Here is a 16,160-nt window from a genome sequence, read left to right on the forward strand (position 1 = left end):
CCACTCCCATGTCCAAGACGACGCGGGCCACCCAGGCGCTGGACAAGGCGGGTATCGCCTACGAGGTCCGCCTCTACGACTACGACGGCAACGCCGACAAAGTGGGCATGCAGGCGGCCGAGGCGCTGGGCGCCGATCCCGCCATGGTGCTGAAAACCCTGATGGTGCTGGCCGACGGCAAGCCGGCCTGCGTCGTGGTGCCCTCGGATCGCGAGGTCTCCATGAAGAAGCTGGCCGCCGCCCTGGGGGCCAAGTCCGCCCAGATGATGAAGCCCGCCGACGCCGAGCGCGCCACCGGCTACGTGGTGGGCGGCATCTCGCCCTTCGGCCAGAAGAAGACCGCCCCCACCGTGATGGAGGAGGCCGCCCTCGCCCATCCCAAGGTGTTCATCAATGGCGGCGGAAGGGGCGTGCAGGTCCACCTGTCGCCTGGGGACGCGTTGCGCGCCCTTGGGGCCAAGTCGGCGGCGGTGGTGGCTTAGCATCGCCGCTATTTGGGGCTTTCGCCCCAAACCCCAATCGGGAGAAATCTCCCGAACCCTCTCTCGTTTCAAAAAACTGGAGGTCCGGAGGCTGTGTCTCCGGGCGGGTACGGGCGGCAGCCCGGTCTAAAGGGCTTCGCCCTTCATCAGCCGGGGCAGGTCGCCCACCAGGCCCATGGCGTGGCGCATGAAGAAGCGCTTGGTGTGGCCCAGCTGGTGAACACCGGCCAGACCCAGGCGGCGCAGATGCTTCAAGGGCTCGATATCGTTGGAGAACAGGCGGTCCAGCCCGTCGGTGAGGCCCAGCATCAGCATGGTGTCGAAGCGCCGCCAGCGCTGGTAGCGCTCCAGCCCGTCCGGCCCGCCGGGATCGAGGCCGAGACGCATGGCGTCGGCGATGACCTCGGCCAGGGCGGCCACGTCGCGGATGCCCATGTTCATGCCCTGGCCGGCGATGGGGTGCATGCCGTGGGCGGCGTCGCCGATCAGGGCCAGGCGGTGGTCGATCATCCTCTCGGCGAATTGCAGGGTGAGGGGATGGTGGAAGCGCGCTCCTTCCACCGTCACTTCGCCCAGGAAGCCGCCGACTTTGGCCGCCAGCTCGGCGCGGAAGGCCCCGTCGTCCTGGCCGCAGATGGCGGCGGCGACGTCGTTGGCTTCAGTCCACACGATGCCGCTGCGGTTTCCCGCCAGCGGCAGGATGGCGAAGGGCCCGGCGGGCAGGAAGCGCTCGTGGGCGATGCCGTGGTGGGGACGCTCGTGGGCCATGATGCAGACGATGCCGCTTTCATGGTAGTCGCGCCGCCTCACCTTGATGCCCGCCTGATTTCTGAGCACGGAGCCGCGTCCGTCGGCGGCCACCGCCAGGGCGGCGTGAATGACGCGACCGTCCTCCAGCTCGGCCTCGACCCGGTGGGCCAGGCGCTCCAGGCGCTTCAGCCGGGCCGGGGCCAGCAGGTGGACCGAGGGCGCGCGGGCGAGCGCGCCCAGCAATTCGCGGCGGATGGCCGGATTGGGGACGATCCAGCCCAGGGGATCGTCGCCGATATCTTGGTGGTCGTAATGCAGGTAAAGGGGCGAGCCGTCGTCGGTGACGCGGATTTCCAGGATCTCGCCCGCCTCGTCCTTCATGCCGTCCCAGGCGCCGGCGGCAGCGATCACCTTGCGCGCAGTATAGGCGATGGCGATGGCCCGGGCGTCGGTGCCGGGCCGGGCGAGGATTGCCGGAGGAGCCGCCTCGACTACCGCCACGCGGATGCCGGCCTTGCCCAGGGCGCAGGCCAGCAGGGCGCCGACCGGGCCGCCGCCGTTGATCAGGACATCGACGCGCAAGGGAGAAGAGCTGCTCATGAGAATTGTTCTGCCACCCCTGGCTGGCGGGTGCAAGCGGGGCAATGGATTAGGCAATCGCCGAGGAAACAGGCAAATGGGGGGAAAAGCGCCCAAGATTCGAGCGGATAATCCAAGGGGGCCCGGTCCAACGCCTTGGCGAAGCGGTATTTTTCACCAATTTCAAATGAACCGGCGATTTCGGCATGCCGCTTGAATGGGAAGGGGAAGCGGAACATTCGCAAGAAGGCTTGCGACCGATCAACCGTGATTCGTTTTTCCGGCCCGCCAGGTCATCGGCGGAATCCGCACCGGAACGACGGATCCTCAGGAATTGCATGGGGACCCTAAGATGAAGCTGATCATGGCCATCATCAAGCCCTTCAAGCTCGACGAAGTTCGCGAAGCCCTGACGCCGCTGGGCGTCCAGGGCCTGACCGTGAGCGAGGTCAAGGGCTTCGGCCGCCAGAAGGGCCAAACCGAAATCTATCGTGGCGCCGAATACGTGGTGAACTTCCTGCCCAAGGTGAAGATCGAGGTCGCCGTCAACGACGACCTGGTGGATCGCGTGGTGGAAGCCATCCAGACCGCCGCCCGCACCGGCAAGATCGGCGACGGCAAGGTGTTCGTCACCGAGATCCAGCAGGCCTATCGCATCCGTACCGGCGAAAGCAACGCGGAAGCGCTTTGATATTTCCATATCGCGGTGCAAGCCCTCGAAGCCCGGAAGGCCCAATCCTTCCGGGCTTTTGTTTTGCCCGTCGGCGGGGATCAAATGCCTGGAATTGAAGCATTTCCCGCACAATATTAATAAAGCACAATTTTTCACCACGCCCTGATTTGGCTGCCCAAAACTTCATCATGCATGCGCCCCTTCATGGACCACCAAGGTCGTGTCGGGGACAAAATCGCGGAATTCCGGGCTTTTCCCGCACTTGGCACGGTTCTTGTTACTGAAAGGGCAGCCGATCGAGCCCGAGGATCATCGAAGGCCGATCAAACCGTTCACTTGCTGAGCCGCTTCGGGGGTAACCATGAGCAATCGTTTGAAGTCCGTCCTGTTAGGCGTAGGCCCCGCGCTCGGCCTGACGCTTCTCGCCTCCGTGGCGGGCGCCGAGGAAGCCGCCGCTCCCGCCGCCGCCGCGGTGGCCGCCGCTCCGACCGCGGTCGATACCGGCAACACCGCCTGGATGCTCACCTCCACCGCCCTGGTGTTGCTGATGACCATCCCCGGCCTGGCGCTGTTCTACGCCGGCATGGTGCGCAAGAAGAACCTGCTCGGCACCATGATGCAGAGCTTCGCCATCACCTGCGTCGTGACCCTGCTGTGGGTGATCGTCGGCTACTCGCTGGCCTTCACCGGCGAAAGCCCCTTCATCGGCGGCCTGGACCGCTTCCTGCTGAACGGCCTCGAGAAGGGCTCGCTGGCGTTGCCCAACGCCATTCCCGAATCGGTCTTCATGATGTTCCAGATGACCTTCGCCATCATCACCCCGGCCCTGATCACCGGCGCCTTCGCCGACCGCATGAAGTTCTCCTCCATGCTGGTGTTCATGACCCTGTGGCTGCTGATCGTCTATGCCCCCATCGCCCACTGGGTGTGGATGATGGACGAGAAGGGCACCGCCACCGGCTTCCTGGGCGCCATGGGCGTGCTGGACTTCGCCGGCGGCACCGTGGTCCACATCAACGCGGGCATCGCCGGTCTGGTCGCCTGCTTGGTCATCGGCCCGCGCAAGGGCTACGGCACCGACAACATGGCTCCCCATAACCTGTCGCTGTCCATCATCGGCGCCGCCCTGCTGTGGGTGGGCTGGTTCGGCTTCAACGCCGGTTCCGCCGTGGCCGCCGACGGCCGTGCGGGCATGGCCATGGCCGTGACCCAGGTGGGTGCCGCCGCCGCCGCCGTGTCGTGGATGTTCGCCGAGTGGCTGCTGCGCAAGAAGCCGTCCGCTCTGGGCATCATCTCGGGCGCCGTGGCCGGTCTGGTCGCCATCACGCCTGCCGCCGGCTTCGTGGACGTCAAGGGCGCCCTGGTCATCGGCTTGGTCGCCGGTGTGGTCTGCTACTGGGGCGCCACCGGCCTCAAGCATGCGCTCAAGTACGACGACTCGCTGGACGCCTTCGGCGTGCATGGCATCGGCGGCATCACCGGCGCCATCCTGACCGGCGTCTTCGCGGTCGAGAAGATCGGCGGCACCGCCGGCCTGCTGGAAGGCAATGCCGGCCAGGTGATGACCCAGGTCTACGGCGTGCTGATCACCGGCGTCTACACCGCCGTGGTGTCGTTCATCCTGCTCAAGGCCATCGACATGGTCATGGGCCTGCGCGTCACCGCCGAGGAAGAGCGTGAAGGCCTGGACATCGCGCTGCACGGCGAGACCGTCCACTAGGATCCTCCGGCCTCGACCCGTCGCCGCGGGAGAGAGGTTGAGGCAGGGCGCCGGGGCAACCCGGCGCCCTTTCCCGTTATATGTCCAACCGTTTTCTCCCTCCCCCGGCTTTGCTGGGGGAGGGTCGGGGAGGGGGGGCCCCCCCCCCTCCCGGCCTCCCCCCGGCAAGCCGAGGGGAGGAGAAAATGGCTGCTCGGCTGGGTCTGCGCCCTTTCCCTTTGGGCCGGAGGATAAATTGAGGTAATGAATGTTCCACCAACGTTTGCCTGAGCCCGTACCGGACCCATGACCATCGCGCCCAATCTCGACGCCCGCCTCGACGGCCTGCCCGACTATCCCTTCGCCCGGCTGGCCAAGCTGCTGGGCGCGCCGGCCAGGCCCGATTCCATCGTCATGTCCATCGGCGAGCCCCAGCACAAGCCGCCCGCCATGGTGGCCGAGGCGCTGGCCGCCAACGCAGGCCTGTGGGGCAAGTATCCGCCGGCCAACGGCCCGGCCGAGCTGCGCCGGGCGGTGGTCGACTGGGCCGGGCGGCGCTATGGCCTGCCCCAGGGGCTGATCGACCCGGAAAAGGCCGTCCTGCCGGTGGCCGGTACCCGTGAGGCCCTCTACCTGATCGCCCAGACGGTGTGCGGCGACCGGGGCGGGGAGCGGCCGCTGGTGCTGCTGCCCAACCCCTTCTATCAGGTCTATGCCGGCGCGGCGGTGATGGCCGGGGCCCATCCGGTCTTCGTGCCCGGCGCCAACGGTCCCGCCAGCCAGCCCGATTATTCCACCCTGCCGCCCGATCTGCTCGACCGCACGGCGCTGGCCTATCTGTGCAGCCCGGCCAACCCCCAGGGCATGGTGGCCGACGCCGCCCTCTTGGAGCGCCAGGTGCTGACGGCGCGCAAGCACGGCTTCGTGCTGGCCGCCGACGAGTGCTATTCCGAGATCTGGGACAAGGCGCCGCCGCCCGGCGTGCTGGCCACCTGCGCCGCCCTGGGCGAGGGACTGGCCAATGTCGTCATGTTCAATTCGCTGTCGAAACGGTCCAGCGTACCGGGCCTGCGCTCCGGCGTGGTGATGGGCGACGAGACGGTGATTCACGCCTTCGCCCGCCTGCGCTCCTATGGCGGCGCGGCCACGCCGCTGCCCATCGCGGCGGCCGCCACCGCCCTGTGGCAGGACGAGGCGCATGTGACCGAAAGCAACGACCTCTACCGCGCCAAGCTGGACGCGGCCGAGCGCATCTTAAGCGGCCGTTTCGGCTTCTACCGCCCGGCCGGCGGCTTCTTCCTGTGGCTGGACGTGGGCGACGGCGAGGCGGCGGCGGTCAAGCTGTGGCGCGAGGGCAATATCCGGGTGCTGCCCGGTGCCTATCTCGCCGCCGAGGATTCCGAGGAGGGCAATCCGGGCAGCCGCTTCATCCGCGTCGCCCTGGTCCACGACCTCGCCACCACCCAAAGTGCGCTGACCCGCCTGGCCGAGATTCTGGGAGGATAAGGGGAAGATGGCGGCTCCATCGCGCAAGACCATGCCGTCGGGCGGGTTCCTGCCGCGGGGAACCGTGGACTTCCTGCGCCGCCGCCTGACCCAGTTGGGCGGCCTCGCCCTGCTGGCCTTGGGCGTGGCCGGGCTGGCTGCCCTGGGCACCGCCGATTCCCATGACCCCAGTTTCGACACCGCCGCCAGCGGGCCGGTGATCAACGCGCTGGGCCGTCCCGGCGCCTGGTTCGCCGACTTCCTGTTCCAGGCGGTGGGCTGGGGCGGCGCCGTGCTGGCGCTGACCTGGGCGGTGTGGGGATTGCTGGTGCTGGTGCGGGTCCGGCTGCCCGGGCACTGGCTGGTGCGCCTGATGATCCTGCCGCCGGCCATGGTGCTGTGGGGCTTGGCCCTGGCGGCGCTGCCCCTGCCCGCGTTGCCGTCGCTGCCCGCCGGGCCCGGCGGCGCGCTGGGGTTGCTGCTGGTCAAGGGCCTGGGCCTGCTGCTGCCTCCCGAATTTGCCTGGATCGCCGGTCCCGCCGCCTTGCTGGTCGCCCTGGGGGCGACGGTGTTCGTGCTGGGCCTGACCGGGGCCGAATGGGCCGGGTTGGGGCGCCGGTCGCTGGACATGGCCAGCGCCGCTGGCCAGGCGGCGTCCCATCTGCGCAGCCATCCCTTCGCCGAGCCCGAACCCGGCATCCGCCGGGTGGACCCGGTCTTGCGCCCGGTGCCGGCCCGCGCCGAACCGGCCTTCTCGCCGCCGCCGCCGGACGAAGAGGACGACGACGATCCCTTCGTGCCGCCGCCCCTGGACGAGGCCGCCGACGAGCCGGCGCGTCCGGCCGGCTCGCTGGTCCAGCCCAAGCGTCCGCCGGTGACGCCGGGCAAGCGCGAGCGCGCCGCCCGCCAGGGCACCCTGGATCTCGGCGCGCCGCCGCCCGGTTCGGGCTACCAGCTGCCGCCGCTGACCTTGCTGGCGCCCGCCCCCGACCAGGGACAGGCCCGCATCAACCAGGATGGACTGGCCCAGAACGCCCGCCTGCTGGAAGAGGTGCTGTCGGATTTCGGCGTCAACGGCAAGGTGGTGAAGGTCCGCCCCGGCCCGGTGGTGACGCTCTACGAGCTGGAGCCGGCGCCCGGCACCAAGACCAGCCGGGTGATCGGCCTGGCCGACGACATCGCGCGCTCCATGAGCGCCCTTTCGGTGCGCATCGCCACCGTGCCCGGGCGTAGCGTCATCGGCATCGAGCTGCCCAATCAGAAGCGGGAAACCGTATTCTTGCGCGAATTGCTGGCCGCCGAGCAGTTCGAGAAGGCCTCGGCCAAGCTGACCCTGGTGCTGGGCAAGGATATCGGCGGCGCGCCGGTGATGGTCGACCTCGCCCGCATGCCCCACCTCTTGATCGCCGGCACCACCGGCTCGGGCAAGTCGGTGGCCATCAACACCATGATCCTGTCGCTGCTCTACCGCCTGACGCCGGAAGAGTGCCGCATCATCATGATCGACCCCAAGATGCTGGAACTCTCCGTCTATGACGGCATTCCCCACCTGCTGGCCCCGGTGGTGACCGAGCCGGGCAAGGCGGTGGTGGCGCTGAAATGGGCGGTGCGCGAGATGGAAGACCGCTACCGCGCCATGAGCCAGCTGGGCGTGCGCAATATCGCCGGCTACAACCACCGTCTGGCCGAGGCCCGCGACCGGGGCGAGGTGCTGACCCGCACGGTGCAGACCGGCTTCGACCCCGAGACCGGCAAGCCGCTCTACGAGGAGCAGACCCTGGCGCTCGAGCCGCTGCCCTTCATCGTGGTCATCGTCGACGAGATGGCCGACCTGATGCTGGTGGCGGGCAAGGACATCGAGGCGGCGGTGCAGCGTCTGGCCCAGATGGCGCGCGCCGCCGGCATCCACATCCTGATGGCCACCCAGCGTCCCTCGGTGGACGTCATCACCGGCACCATCAAGGCCAATTTCCCCACCCGCATCTCCTTCCAGGTGACCAGCAAGATCGACAGCCGCACCATCCTGGGCGAGCAGGGCGCCGAGCAGCTGCTGGGCCAGGGCGACATGCTCTATATGGCGTCGGGCGGCCGCGTCACCCGCGTGCATGGCCCCTTCGTCTCCGACGACGAGGTGGAGAAGGTGGTCGAGCACCTGCGGGCCCAGGGCGAGCCCTCCTATGTGGAGGCGGTCACCGAGGAGGAGCAGGGCGAATTCGGCATGGGCGGGGCCGAGGGCGGCGGCGGTTCGGGCGACGATCTCTACGACCAGGCGGTGGCCCTGGTCTGCCGCGAGAACAAGGCGTCGACGTCCTTCGTGCAGCGGCACCTGCAGATCGGCTACAACCGCGCCGCCCGCCTGATCGAGCGCATGGAATCCGAAGGCGTGGTGGGCAAGCCCAACCACGTGGGCAAGCGCGAGGTGCTGGCGCGGACCGGGGTCGATTACTAAAGGCCTTATTTCCTCCATAATCCCGGGGTCTATGTGGCGTTTTACGAGCAATGGAATGGATGGCGATGAGACGGATTCTTCTTCTGGCCCTGGCGGCGCTTTTCGCAACGGCGGCCCAGGCCGCCTCGCCGGCGCGCACGCCTCTCACCCCCCAGGACAAGGCCGACATCGCCCGCGCCGAGGACTATCTCAACGGCGTCACCACGCTGAAGGCCCGCTTCCTTCAGGTCTCGCCCAACGGAAGCTCCGTCGAGGGCGACGCCTATCTGTCGCGGCCGGGCAAGCTGCGGCTGCAATACGATCCGCCCAGCCCGCTGCTGGTGGTGGCCGACGGCAGCTTCCTGATCGTCCATGACAGCCAGCTGGGCGAGCCCAGCTACATTCCCCTGGGCTCCACCCCGGCCGGCATCCTGGTGCGCCCCGGCGTCAAGCTGGACGGCGGCGACGTGACGGTGACCCGGGTGGTCCGCCAGCCCGGCGTGGTGCGCATCTCGGTGGTGGAAGCCGAGGACCCGGCGGCGGGCGAGATCACCCTGGTGTTCTCCGACAAGCCCTTCCTTCTGCGCCAATGGCAGATCAAGGACGCCCAGCATCAGGTGACCACCGTCTCGCTGTATCAGGCGCAGAGCGGATTGTCCCTGGATTCCAAGCTGTTCGAGTTCAAGAACCCCAAGTTCACCGCGCCCACCCTCAACACCGGCAATTGAGCCATGCGCTAAACGCATGACGCCCATGCGTCTAGCGCGCCTGTGAAGGGAAGAACGGCACCCCAGATTCCAAGGAGCACGGCCGCGACTGCAATGGTCCGGCCCTGCGGGGTTGGTTTCCCCTGCCACCCCGCGCTCCACACGGAGCAATAGGGCGCCCGGTTACCCCCCTGACCGGGCGCCCTTTTCGTTTATATACTGTCCCTCAATCGCCGGGCGGGTTTCTCGCGAAACCCTTGGCTCTCGCGGCATAAGCCGCGGCGGCCTTTGGCCTTGCCTCCTCGCCTTGGGGCTCGTCGGAGTTCCTCCTGTTCCAAGCAAGCCGGAGTCTGCCGTAATTGCGTCTCGTCACCTGGAACATCAATTCGATCCGCCTTCGTATCGACCTGCTACGGCAGGTGACGTCGGTGATGAACCCCGACATCGTCTGCCTGCAGGAGATCAAGGTCGACGACCCGCTGTTTCCCTTGGACGAGTGCCGCGCCATGGGATTTCCCCACGTCGCCTTCCACGGCATGAAGGGCTATAACGGCGTCGCCATCCTGTCGCGCCTGCCCATCGCCGAATCCCGGCCGCTGTCGCGCTGCGGCCGCGACGACCGCCGCCACCTGATGGCGCGCCTGGAAAACGGGGTGGAGGTGCATTGCCTCTACATTCCGGCCGGCGGTGACATCCCCGATCCCGATCTCAACGACAAGTTCGCCCACAAGCTGGACTTCGTGCGCGAGGTCACCGACTGGGCGGCGGCCACCTTCACGCCGGACTCCCGCGCCATCCTGGCCGGCGACTTCAACATCGCGCCCCTGGAAAGCGACGTGTGGTCGCACAAGCAGCTGCTCAAGGTGGTCAGCCACACCCCGGTGGAAGTAGAGCTGCTCAACGCCTTCCAGGCCTCGGTGCCCTTCGTCGACGCGGTGCGCCACTTCGTGCCGCCCACAGAAAAGCTGTTCACCTGGTGGAGCTATCGCTCCCCCGACTGGCAGAAGAACGACCGGGGACGGCGCCTCGACCATGTCTGGGTGACGCCCGCCCTGGCTCCGATGCTCCGCTCGACCCTGGTGGCGCGTGAGGCCCGCGCCTGGACCCAGCCGTCCGATCACGTGCCGGTGATGGTGGATTTCGACCTGTAGGTGAAAGCGGGGCTTCGCCCCGGCCCCAATCGGGAGGCATGCCTCCCGAACCCTCCTTTTCTTCAATAAGACTGGAGGTCTGGAGGCCTTGCCTCCGGGCGGGTTTGGGCGGCAGCCCAACTGGCTTCAGGCTTTTTCTTCCAGCCGGTAGCCGCCGTTCTCGCTGACCAGCACGCCGCCGCCCAGCTTGCGGCGCAGCTTGTAGATGTGGGTTTCCAGGGTGTGGGTGTCGATGCCGGCCCCATAGCCCCAGACCTCGTCCAGCAGGGTATCGCGGCCCACCACCTGGCCTTCGGCGCGGTGGAGCCGGGCTAAGATGGCGGTTTCTTTGGCGGTCAGGCGGACCATGGCGCCGCCGGCGCCGTCCAGTACCGAGCGGCCTTCGTCGAACCGCCAGCGGCCGATGGTGATTCCGGCCGGACGGGACAGCAATTCGCGGATGCGGGCCGCCAGGATGGGCAGGCGCAGCGGCTTGGGCACCACCGCCTCGATGCCGCAACAGCGCGCGGTGGCGGCGGCGCCCAGCAGCAGCAGGGGCAGCGCGATTCCGGCCTCGCGCAGCTGCAGGCAGAGCGCCGGACCGTCCAGGGCCTCGTCGATGACGGCAAGGTGATGGTTCGGGGCCTGTTCCAATACCTCTGCGACGACGGCGACCTCGGTCACCGACCAGCCGGCGACCTGGCGCAGATGGCCGGCGACGCCCTGGCTCAAGGGGGCGTCGGCGATGGCGAGGAGAATGCGGGGTTCTGGAATCATGACCGGCCCTTGCGACACTCCCCCTATATCACACCCCTTTGTGTCATGGCGATGGCTGGGCGATGGCCGGACCATGGCGGAACCGGGCGCAGCGAGACGGATTGGCTTTTCCATTTCAAAGGCTGTATGGTTCCGGCCGGCCGAAAAACAAAGCCCGTTCATGACCCGAAGCCTCGATACCACACCCAAGCCGGAACTTGCGGCTCCCCCCTCGCTCATCGCCGTGGATCGCGCCATCGCCGAGCTGCGCCGTGGCGGGCTGGTGCTGGTGGAGCATGCGGACGGGGCGGCGCTGATGATGGCGGCCGAGGCGGTGTCGGACGAAAGCCTGGCCCTGCTGGCCGCGGCCGGCGGTTCGGGCGTCCTGCTGGCCCTGACCGGGCGGCGCGCCGGCGTGCTCGGCCTGGGCGATACCGAGGCCGGGGTGTTCCGGGTGGTCGCCGCGAACGGTTTCGACACTCAAACGATTGCCTGGCTGGCCGATCCCGGCGCCCGCTCGCTGCCCATGCCGGCCTTTTCCGGCCTGGATGCGCGCCGTGCCGGCGGCCTGGACGAGGCCTGCGTCGCCCTGGCCAAGCTGGCCCGGCTGCTGCCGGCGGCGGTCCTGGCCCTGGCTGCGGATGTTCCGGCCCGGGCGGTGCGGGTGGCGGCGGCCGAGATCACCGGATATCAGGAAAACGCGGCGCGTTCGCTGCGCCAGGTGAGCCAGGCCCGCGTGCCGCTGGAAAATGCCGAGAACGCCCGCATCGTCGCCTTCCGTCCCTCCGACGGCGGCATCGAACACCTGGCCATCGTCATCGGCGATCCCGATCCCGACCAGCCGGTGCTGACCCGGCTGCATTCCGAATGCTTCACCGGCGATCTGCTGGGGTCCTTGCGCTGCGATTGCGGCGACCAGCTGCGAGGCGCCATCGCCGAGATCGCCCAGACCGGCAGCGGCGTGCTGCTCTATCTCGCCCAGGAAGGGCGCGGCATCGGGCTGGTCAACAAGCTGCGGGCCTATCAGTTGCAGGATGACGGCTTCGATACCCTGGACGCCAATCTCCAGCTGGGATTCGACGACGACGAGCGCATCTACCTGCCGGCCGCCCAGATGCTGCTTCTGTTGGGCATCGGAAGGGTGCGGCTGCTCACCAACAATCCCATGAAGGTGGACGCCCTGGCCCGTCACGGCGTCGAGGTCATCGAGCGGGTGCCGCACGTCTTCCCCTCCAACGATCACAACCAGGGCTATCTGCGCACCAAGGCGACGCGCAGCGGCCATCTGTTCTGATCGTCATCCCGGCAGGAATTGCCGTCCGGTTTTTGCCCCATGGCGGCTTCTGCCCGGTTGGGTCTGGCAAAAACGTAATATTATCAACACGATAAAACTGGCATCACAGTTGCAAAGATGATGGCGTCTTTCCTCCGAGGTGCGCCATGTCGCTGTCCGCCGTGTCTTCCTTCCAGTCGTCCAGCCTGATGGCGGATACGCTGGTGCCGACTCTGCCCTCCGAGAACGCGGTGACGGCGGCGGAAGCGGCCAAGGCCAGGGCCAATCCGGACGCCAAGCAGCTGACCATGTTCGCCGAAGGCGACGACGAGGCGTCGTTCTGGGACTTCCTCGACGTCATCAACCCGCTGCAGCACATTCCCATCGTCAACAACCTCTATCGCGAAGCCACCGGCGACAAGATCGGCGTCGCCGCCCGTCTGGTGGGCGGCACCCTGTTCGGCGGGCCGCTGGGTCTGATCGCCTCGGCCGCCAATTGCATTTTGGAAGAATCCACCGGCCACGACGCCGGCGGCCATGTGATCGCCCTGTTCCGCGACGAGGATCCGACGAGCACGGGGACCGGCACCGCCCTGGCAGCCGCGGAGGAGAAGGCGCCGGCGCCGGAGGCCCAGGCCGCCCGCCTCGAGGCTTCCATGCCGCAGCAGAGCCAGGTTCTGGCCGCCGCCGCCGAACCCAAGATCACCGAACCCAAAGCTGCGGATTCCAAGGCCGACGATGCCGCCAAGGCCCAGCCGCTACTTATGCCCGATCTGGTGGGCGGGGATGCCCAGCCGACCGCCGCCGCTGCCGCCATCAAGCCGGTGGCCGCCGCTGCGACCGCCGTTCCGGTCCAGACCGCCACCGAGCAGGTGGCCTCTGCCGCCAACCGTCCCATGCCGCTGGGGCGCGAATCCCGCCTGATGCCCATTCCCGGCCGCACAACGCCCCTGGCCACCCAGAGCCCGCCCGCCATCGGCACCACGGTCTCGAGCACCGGCTATCGCGCCAACGCTCCCATCGCCGGCCAGCGTCCGAGTGCCCAGCGCACCACTTCGGCCGCCATGGCGCAGCAGATGGTGGCGGCCCAGGCGGATTCCTCCGTCCAGGGTGGCGCCGTCGGCGGACAATCGGGGGACTGGTTCTCCGCCTCCATGATGCAGGCCATGGACAAGTACGAGAAGTCGTCGCGGCTGGGCCGCCCGGCCCAGAACACCATTACGGAACAGTAACGGCTACCCCCGATGGCCGAAGATGGCCGAGCCCACCCGCACATGGGTGGCGCCCTCGGCAATGGCCGTCTCGAAATCGCCGCTCATTCCCATGCTGACCACCCCCAGACCGTGGCGGGCCGCCAGGCCGGCCAGCAGGTGGAAATGGGGGGCGGGATCTTGATCGGCCGGCGGGATGCACATCAGCCCGGCGAGGGGGAGGCGGAATTCATCGCGGCAGATGGCCACCATGGCATCGACCTGATCCGGGTCAATGCCGGCCTTCTGCGGCTCGCGACCGGTGTTGACCTGAATCAGCACAAGGGGCCGTCTGCCGCTCCGCTCCATCTCGTCGGCCACGGCGCGGGCCAGCTTGGGGCGGTCGATGGTCTCGATGACGTCGAACAGGGCGACGGCGTCCCGGACCTTGTTGGTCTGCAAGGGGCCGATCAGGTGCAGCTCGAGGTCGGGATGGTTCTGGCGCAAATCGGGGAACTTGGCCTTGGCCTCCTGCACCCGGTTCTCGCCGAATACCTTCTGCCCGGCGGCCAGGGCTTCGCGTATCGCTTCGGTCGGGTAGGTCTTGCTGACCGCCACCAGGGTGACAGCCCGCCCCTGTGCGGCGGCGGCGATGCGAGACTGGACGGCATGAAGACCGGCGGTGATGGCGGACAAGGCGGCGGGAACTCCGATAGAATGCGGCCATGACCGTAGCAAACCGCCGCAATCGACTCAACACGGCCTCCCGCATCCCGCGCGGTTGGCTGGTGCTGGTCACCGACGAGCAGCGCCTGCCCGACCCGCGTGCCGCCATGGCGCGGCTGCCGCCCGGCGCCGGAATCATCCTGCGTCATTACGCAAGCGAAAGACGCCAATCCCTGTCGAGGGAAGTGGCGGCGCTGGCGCGGCGGCGGCGTCTGGTGCTGCTGGTGGCCGGCGATTGGCGTCTAGCGGCGGAACTGGGGGCGTCCGGCCTCCATCTGCCCGAGGGAATGGCTCGCCACGGAATGTTGGCCGGGGCGCTGGGATGGGTCCGGCGGCGCGGACGTCTGCTGCTGGTGGCCTGCCATGGGCCCATGGCCCTGGGGCGGGCCAGGGATCTCGGCGCCGACGGGGTCCTGCTGTCGCCGGTCTATCCCACCGCCAGCCATCCCGGCGCGGCCACCATCGGGCCGGTCCGCTTCGGCCTGTGGGCGCAACGTTCGCCAATTCCGGTGATCGCCTTGGGCGGCATGACCCGTCGCCGCCTGCGGCACCTGCCGGGGGCGGCGGGCATGGCGGCCATCGGTGGGCTTGTGGGCTGAGGTTCATGTTGGGCTATCGCCTAAACCCATCCGGGGGCTATGTCCCGGACCCCTTTTATATTCAAATCAAAGAGAGGTCTGGAGGCATCGCCTCCAGCCGGGGGCGGGGCGGGAGCCCCGATATCAACGGGTGGCGAGCGCCTCGGCGATGGCGGCGGCCACCGGGCGCCAGTCGCCCACACCAGGCTGGCGGAACAGCCGGGCGGTGGGGTACCAGGGCGAATCCGCCCGCTCGTCCAGCCAGCGCCATTCGGGGTAGGCCGAGGCCATCAGCCACAGGGGACAACCCAGCCCTCCGGCCAGATGGGCGGTCGAGGTATCCGACGACACCACCAGATCGCAGGCCTTCATCAGGGCGGCGGTGCCGAGGAAGGCGCCGGCGGCGTCGCAATCCTTGGGCAGCGGATTGAGCGGAAACGGCGCCAGCTCGACCCGTTCGTCGCCGCCATGGACGCTGAAGAAATCCACCCGGTCGGCCACTGTCGCCAGCGGCCCCAGATGGTCCAGCGGCACCGAACGGAAGTGATCGAGATCATAATCCGGATTGCCCTGCCAGTTGATGGCCACCGCCAGCTTTCCGGGACGGCGGATGCGGTGCCGCCAATCCGCAATGGCCTCTTCGGGGGCATGGAGATAGGGAACCCGACCGGCGCCAAACGGTTCGGTCGGCCATAGCAGAAGCGGCAGGCTGGCGATGCCGACCTTGTGGTCGTGGCCGGGTTCGGGCGTGCCCAGGACGTGATAGTCCAGGCGGGGGTGGCTGACGAAGCAGACGCGCAGCATGGCGCCCAGGCGGGCGGGCAGGGACAGGACAATGCGGGCGCCGCGCTCCAGCAGGGGCAGGACGAAGCGGATATACTGGAATGTATCGCCTGCGTACTGATCCTGGTCGACCAGAATCACCTGCCCTTCGAGGCGGTCGGGCAGGTGGGCGAAGGGACGGTCGTGGCGCGATTCGTAATCTGCCCAGCCGATGGCGTAATCTTCCTGGCGCAACGCCGCGAAGCCGCGGTTGAAGCGGGCCCTGGTGTTGTCCGGAGCCAGTTCGACCGCCCGGTCGAGGGCCGCGCGGGCGGCGGCGACCTCGCCCTTCAGCAGGTGGGCGTTGCCGCGATTGATCCATCCTCCCACATGGTCGGGATGGGCGGCGATCACTTGGGCGCACAGGTCGAGAGCCTCATCGGGCTCGCCGGCCAGATGCAAGGCGGAAGCCAGGGTAGCGGTGACATCGGGATGGCCGGGGACGAGATCCAGGGTCTGGCGTAGCTCTGCTACTGCATCCTGGTAGCGGCGGGTGGCCTGCAACACCTCGCCCAGAGTAAGCCGAAACGAAAGATCGGTCGGCACGGCGGCGATGGCGCGCCGGATGGCGGCTTCCGCCTCCCCGAGATCGGCGACAGATTTTCCCGCCAGCAGAGCGCGGGCCAGATTGGCGTGGGCGGCGGGATTGGAGCCGTCGGTGGCGATGGCGTGGCGGATATGCCGGGCGGCTTCGTCCGGTTGCCCGAGCTGGAGCCGGGCGCATCCCAGGAGATGCCACAGTCTGGCGTTGCCGGGCTGGGCGGCAAGCAGTTTTTCGGCAAGGTCCCCGGCCTCGGCCGGCCGACCCTGGCCCATGAACAGCACGGCCTGGTCGAAACTGCTGGTGGGGTCGTTCATCACGGGCTCACAAAAAGAAGAGGG

At 68.2% G+C, this 16,160-nt stretch carries 14 protein-coding genes; 10 read left to right on the forward strand and 4 right to left on the reverse strand.

Features of this window, described 5'->3' with window-relative positions; genetic code table 11:
• Window positions 1-8: 8 nt before the first annotated feature.
• On the forward strand, window positions 9-482 hold the full coding sequence (ybaK, locus tag XM1_RS03925; protein ID WP_068430065.1) for a Cys-tRNA(Pro) deacylase: 474 nt from the start codon (window positions 9-11) through the stop codon (window positions 480-482).
• 126 nt (window positions 483-608) lie between these two features.
• Here ybaK and XM1_RS03930 read toward each other — a convergent pair whose 3' ends face one another.
• Window positions 609-1,832 (reverse strand): UbiH/UbiF/VisC/COQ6 family ubiquinone biosynthesis hydroxylase, encoded by a 1,224-nt coding sequence (locus XM1_RS03930; protein ID WP_068430072.1) that lies wholly within the window; start codon window positions 1,830-1,832, stop codon window positions 609-611.
• A 331-nt stretch (window positions 1,833-2,163) separates the two neighbouring features.
• On the opposite strand from XM1_RS03930, the gene XM1_RS03935 reads away from it, so the two are divergent.
• The 6 genes from XM1_RS03935 to XM1_RS03960 all read left to right on the forward strand — a co-directional run bounded on the left by XM1_RS03935 (window position 2,164) and on the right by XM1_RS03960 (window position 9,954).
• Window positions 2,164-2,502, forward strand: a complete 339-nt coding sequence (locus XM1_RS03935; protein WP_008621271.1) for a P-II family nitrogen regulator — start codon at window positions 2,164-2,166, stop codon at window positions 2,500-2,502.
• Between the two features lie 343 nt (window positions 2,503-2,845).
• On the forward strand, window positions 2,846-4,204 hold the full coding sequence (locus XM1_RS03940) for an ammonium transporter (RefSeq protein WP_068430074.1): 1,359 nt from the start codon (window positions 2,846-2,848) through the stop codon (window positions 4,202-4,204).
• A gap of 285 nt (window positions 4,205-4,489) precedes the next feature.
• Window positions 4,490-5,689 (forward strand): aminotransferase class I/II-fold pyridoxal phosphate-dependent enzyme, encoded by a 1,200-nt coding sequence (locus XM1_RS03945; protein ID WP_068430077.1) that lies wholly within the window; start codon window positions 4,490-4,492, stop codon window positions 5,687-5,689.
• Window positions 5,690-5,696: 7 nt separating this feature from the next.
• Complete coding sequence (locus tag XM1_RS03950) at window positions 5,697-8,117, forward strand: DNA translocase FtsK 4TM domain-containing protein (protein ID WP_068430080.1); 2,421 nt, start codon at window positions 5,697-5,699, stop codon at window positions 8,115-8,117.
• Between the two features lie 65 nt (window positions 8,118-8,182).
• Window positions 8,183-8,824 carry an outer membrane lipoprotein carrier protein LolA gene (locus tag XM1_RS03955; RefSeq protein ID WP_231920683.1) on the forward strand — a complete coding sequence of 214 codons (642 nt, stop codon included), beginning with the start codon at window positions 8,183-8,185 and terminating at the stop codon, window positions 8,822-8,824.
• Between the two features lie 338 nt (window positions 8,825-9,162).
• Window positions 9,163-9,954: an exodeoxyribonuclease III gene (locus tag XM1_RS03960; RefSeq protein WP_068430084.1), complete on the forward strand. Its 792-nt coding sequence runs from the start codon at window positions 9,163-9,165 to the stop codon at window positions 9,952-9,954.
• Window positions 9,955-10,080: 126 nt separating this feature from the next.
• Here XM1_RS03960 and XM1_RS03965 read toward each other — a convergent pair whose 3' ends face one another.
• The gene (locus XM1_RS03965; protein ID WP_068430088.1) at window positions 10,081-10,710 is read right to left on the reverse strand and encodes a response regulator transcription factor; all 630 of its coding nucleotides are present in this window, start codon (window positions 10,708-10,710) and stop codon (window positions 10,081-10,083) included.
• 160 nt (window positions 10,711-10,870) lie between these two features.
• Here XM1_RS03965 and ribA point away from each other — a divergent pair, with 160 nt between their 5' ends.
• Window positions 10,871-11,983 (forward strand): GTP cyclohydrolase II, encoded by a 1,113-nt coding sequence (ribA, locus tag XM1_RS03970; protein WP_068430091.1) that lies wholly within the window; start codon window positions 10,871-10,873, stop codon window positions 11,981-11,983.
• A gap of 146 nt (window positions 11,984-12,129) precedes the next feature.
• Window positions 12,130-13,194: a hypothetical protein gene (locus XM1_RS03975; protein ID WP_068430093.1), complete on the forward strand. Its 1,065-nt coding sequence runs from the start codon at window positions 12,130-12,132 to the stop codon at window positions 13,192-13,194.
• A gap of 3 nt (window positions 13,195-13,197) precedes the next feature.
• Here the strand turns inward: XM1_RS03975 and XM1_RS03980 are convergent, their stop codons facing one another.
• Entirely contained in the window at window positions 13,198-13,848 is a 651-nt protein-coding gene (locus XM1_RS03980) for a YggS family pyridoxal phosphate-dependent enzyme (protein ID WP_068430096.1), read from the reverse strand.
• A gap of 29 nt (window positions 13,849-13,877) precedes the next feature.
• Between XM1_RS03980 and XM1_RS03985 the strand changes: the two genes are divergently transcribed.
• Window positions 13,878-14,477: a thiamine phosphate synthase gene (locus XM1_RS03985; protein ID WP_068430099.1), complete on the forward strand. Its 600-nt coding sequence runs from the start codon at window positions 13,878-13,880 to the stop codon at window positions 14,475-14,477.
• A gap of 123 nt (window positions 14,478-14,600) precedes the next feature.
• Here the strand turns inward: XM1_RS03985 and XM1_RS03990 are convergent, their stop codons facing one another.
• Window positions 14,601-16,136 (reverse strand): lipopolysaccharide assembly protein LapB, encoded by a 1,536-nt coding sequence (locus XM1_RS03990; protein WP_068430102.1) that lies wholly within the window; start codon window positions 16,134-16,136, stop codon window positions 14,601-14,603.
• Between the last annotated feature and the right edge of the window lie 24 nt (window positions 16,137-16,160).

Origin of the sequence: Magnetospirillum sp. XM-1 (assembly GCF_001511835.1) — a bacterium.
Lineage (GTDB): Bacteria > Pseudomonadota > Alphaproteobacteria > Rhodospirillales > Magnetospirillaceae > Phaeospirillum.

What these genes read in the sequence shown, in the direction of transcription:
- ybaK (WP_068430065.1), top strand. Translation starts at nt 9, where the DNA reads ATGTCCAAGACGACGCGGGCCACCCAGGCGCTGGACAAGGCGGGTATC.
- XM1_RS03940 (WP_068430074.1), top strand. Translation starts at nt 2,846, where the DNA reads ATGAGCAATCGTTTGAAGTCCGTCCTGTTAGGCGTAGGCCCCGCGCTC.
- XM1_RS03950 (WP_068430080.1), top strand. Translation starts at nt 5,697, where the DNA reads ATGGCGGCTCCATCGCGCAAGACCATGCCGTCGGGCGGGTTCCTGCCG.
- XM1_RS03990 (WP_068430102.1), bottom strand. Translation starts at nt 16,136, where the DNA reads ATGAACGACCCCACCAGCAGTTTCGACCAGGCCGTGCTGTTCATGGGC.
- XM1_RS03965 (WP_068430088.1), bottom strand. Translation starts at nt 10,710, where the DNA reads ATGATTCCAGAACCCCGCATTCTCCTCGCCATCGCCGACGCCCCCTTG.
- XM1_RS03930 (WP_068430072.1), bottom strand. Translation starts at nt 1,832, where the DNA reads ATGAGCAGCTCTTCTCCCTTGCGCGTCGATGTCCTGATCAACGGCGGC.
- ribA (WP_068430091.1), top strand. Translation starts at nt 10,871, where the DNA reads ATGACCCGAAGCCTCGATACCACACCCAAGCCGGAACTTGCGGCTCCC.
- XM1_RS03985 (WP_068430099.1), top strand. Translation starts at nt 13,878, where the DNA reads ATGACCGTAGCAAACCGCCGCAATCGACTCAACACGGCCTCCCGCATC.
- XM1_RS03935 (WP_008621271.1), top strand. Translation starts at nt 2,164, where the DNA reads ATGAAGCTGATCATGGCCATCATCAAGCCCTTCAAGCTCGACGAAGTT.
- XM1_RS03945 (WP_068430077.1), top strand. Translation starts at nt 4,490, where the DNA reads ATGACCATCGCGCCCAATCTCGACGCCCGCCTCGACGGCCTGCCCGAC.
- XM1_RS03955 (WP_231920683.1), top strand. Translation starts at nt 8,183, where the DNA reads ATGAGACGGATTCTTCTTCTGGCCCTGGCGGCGCTTTTCGCAACGGCG.
- XM1_RS03975 (WP_068430093.1), top strand. Translation starts at nt 12,130, where the DNA reads ATGTCGCTGTCCGCCGTGTCTTCCTTCCAGTCGTCCAGCCTGATGGCG.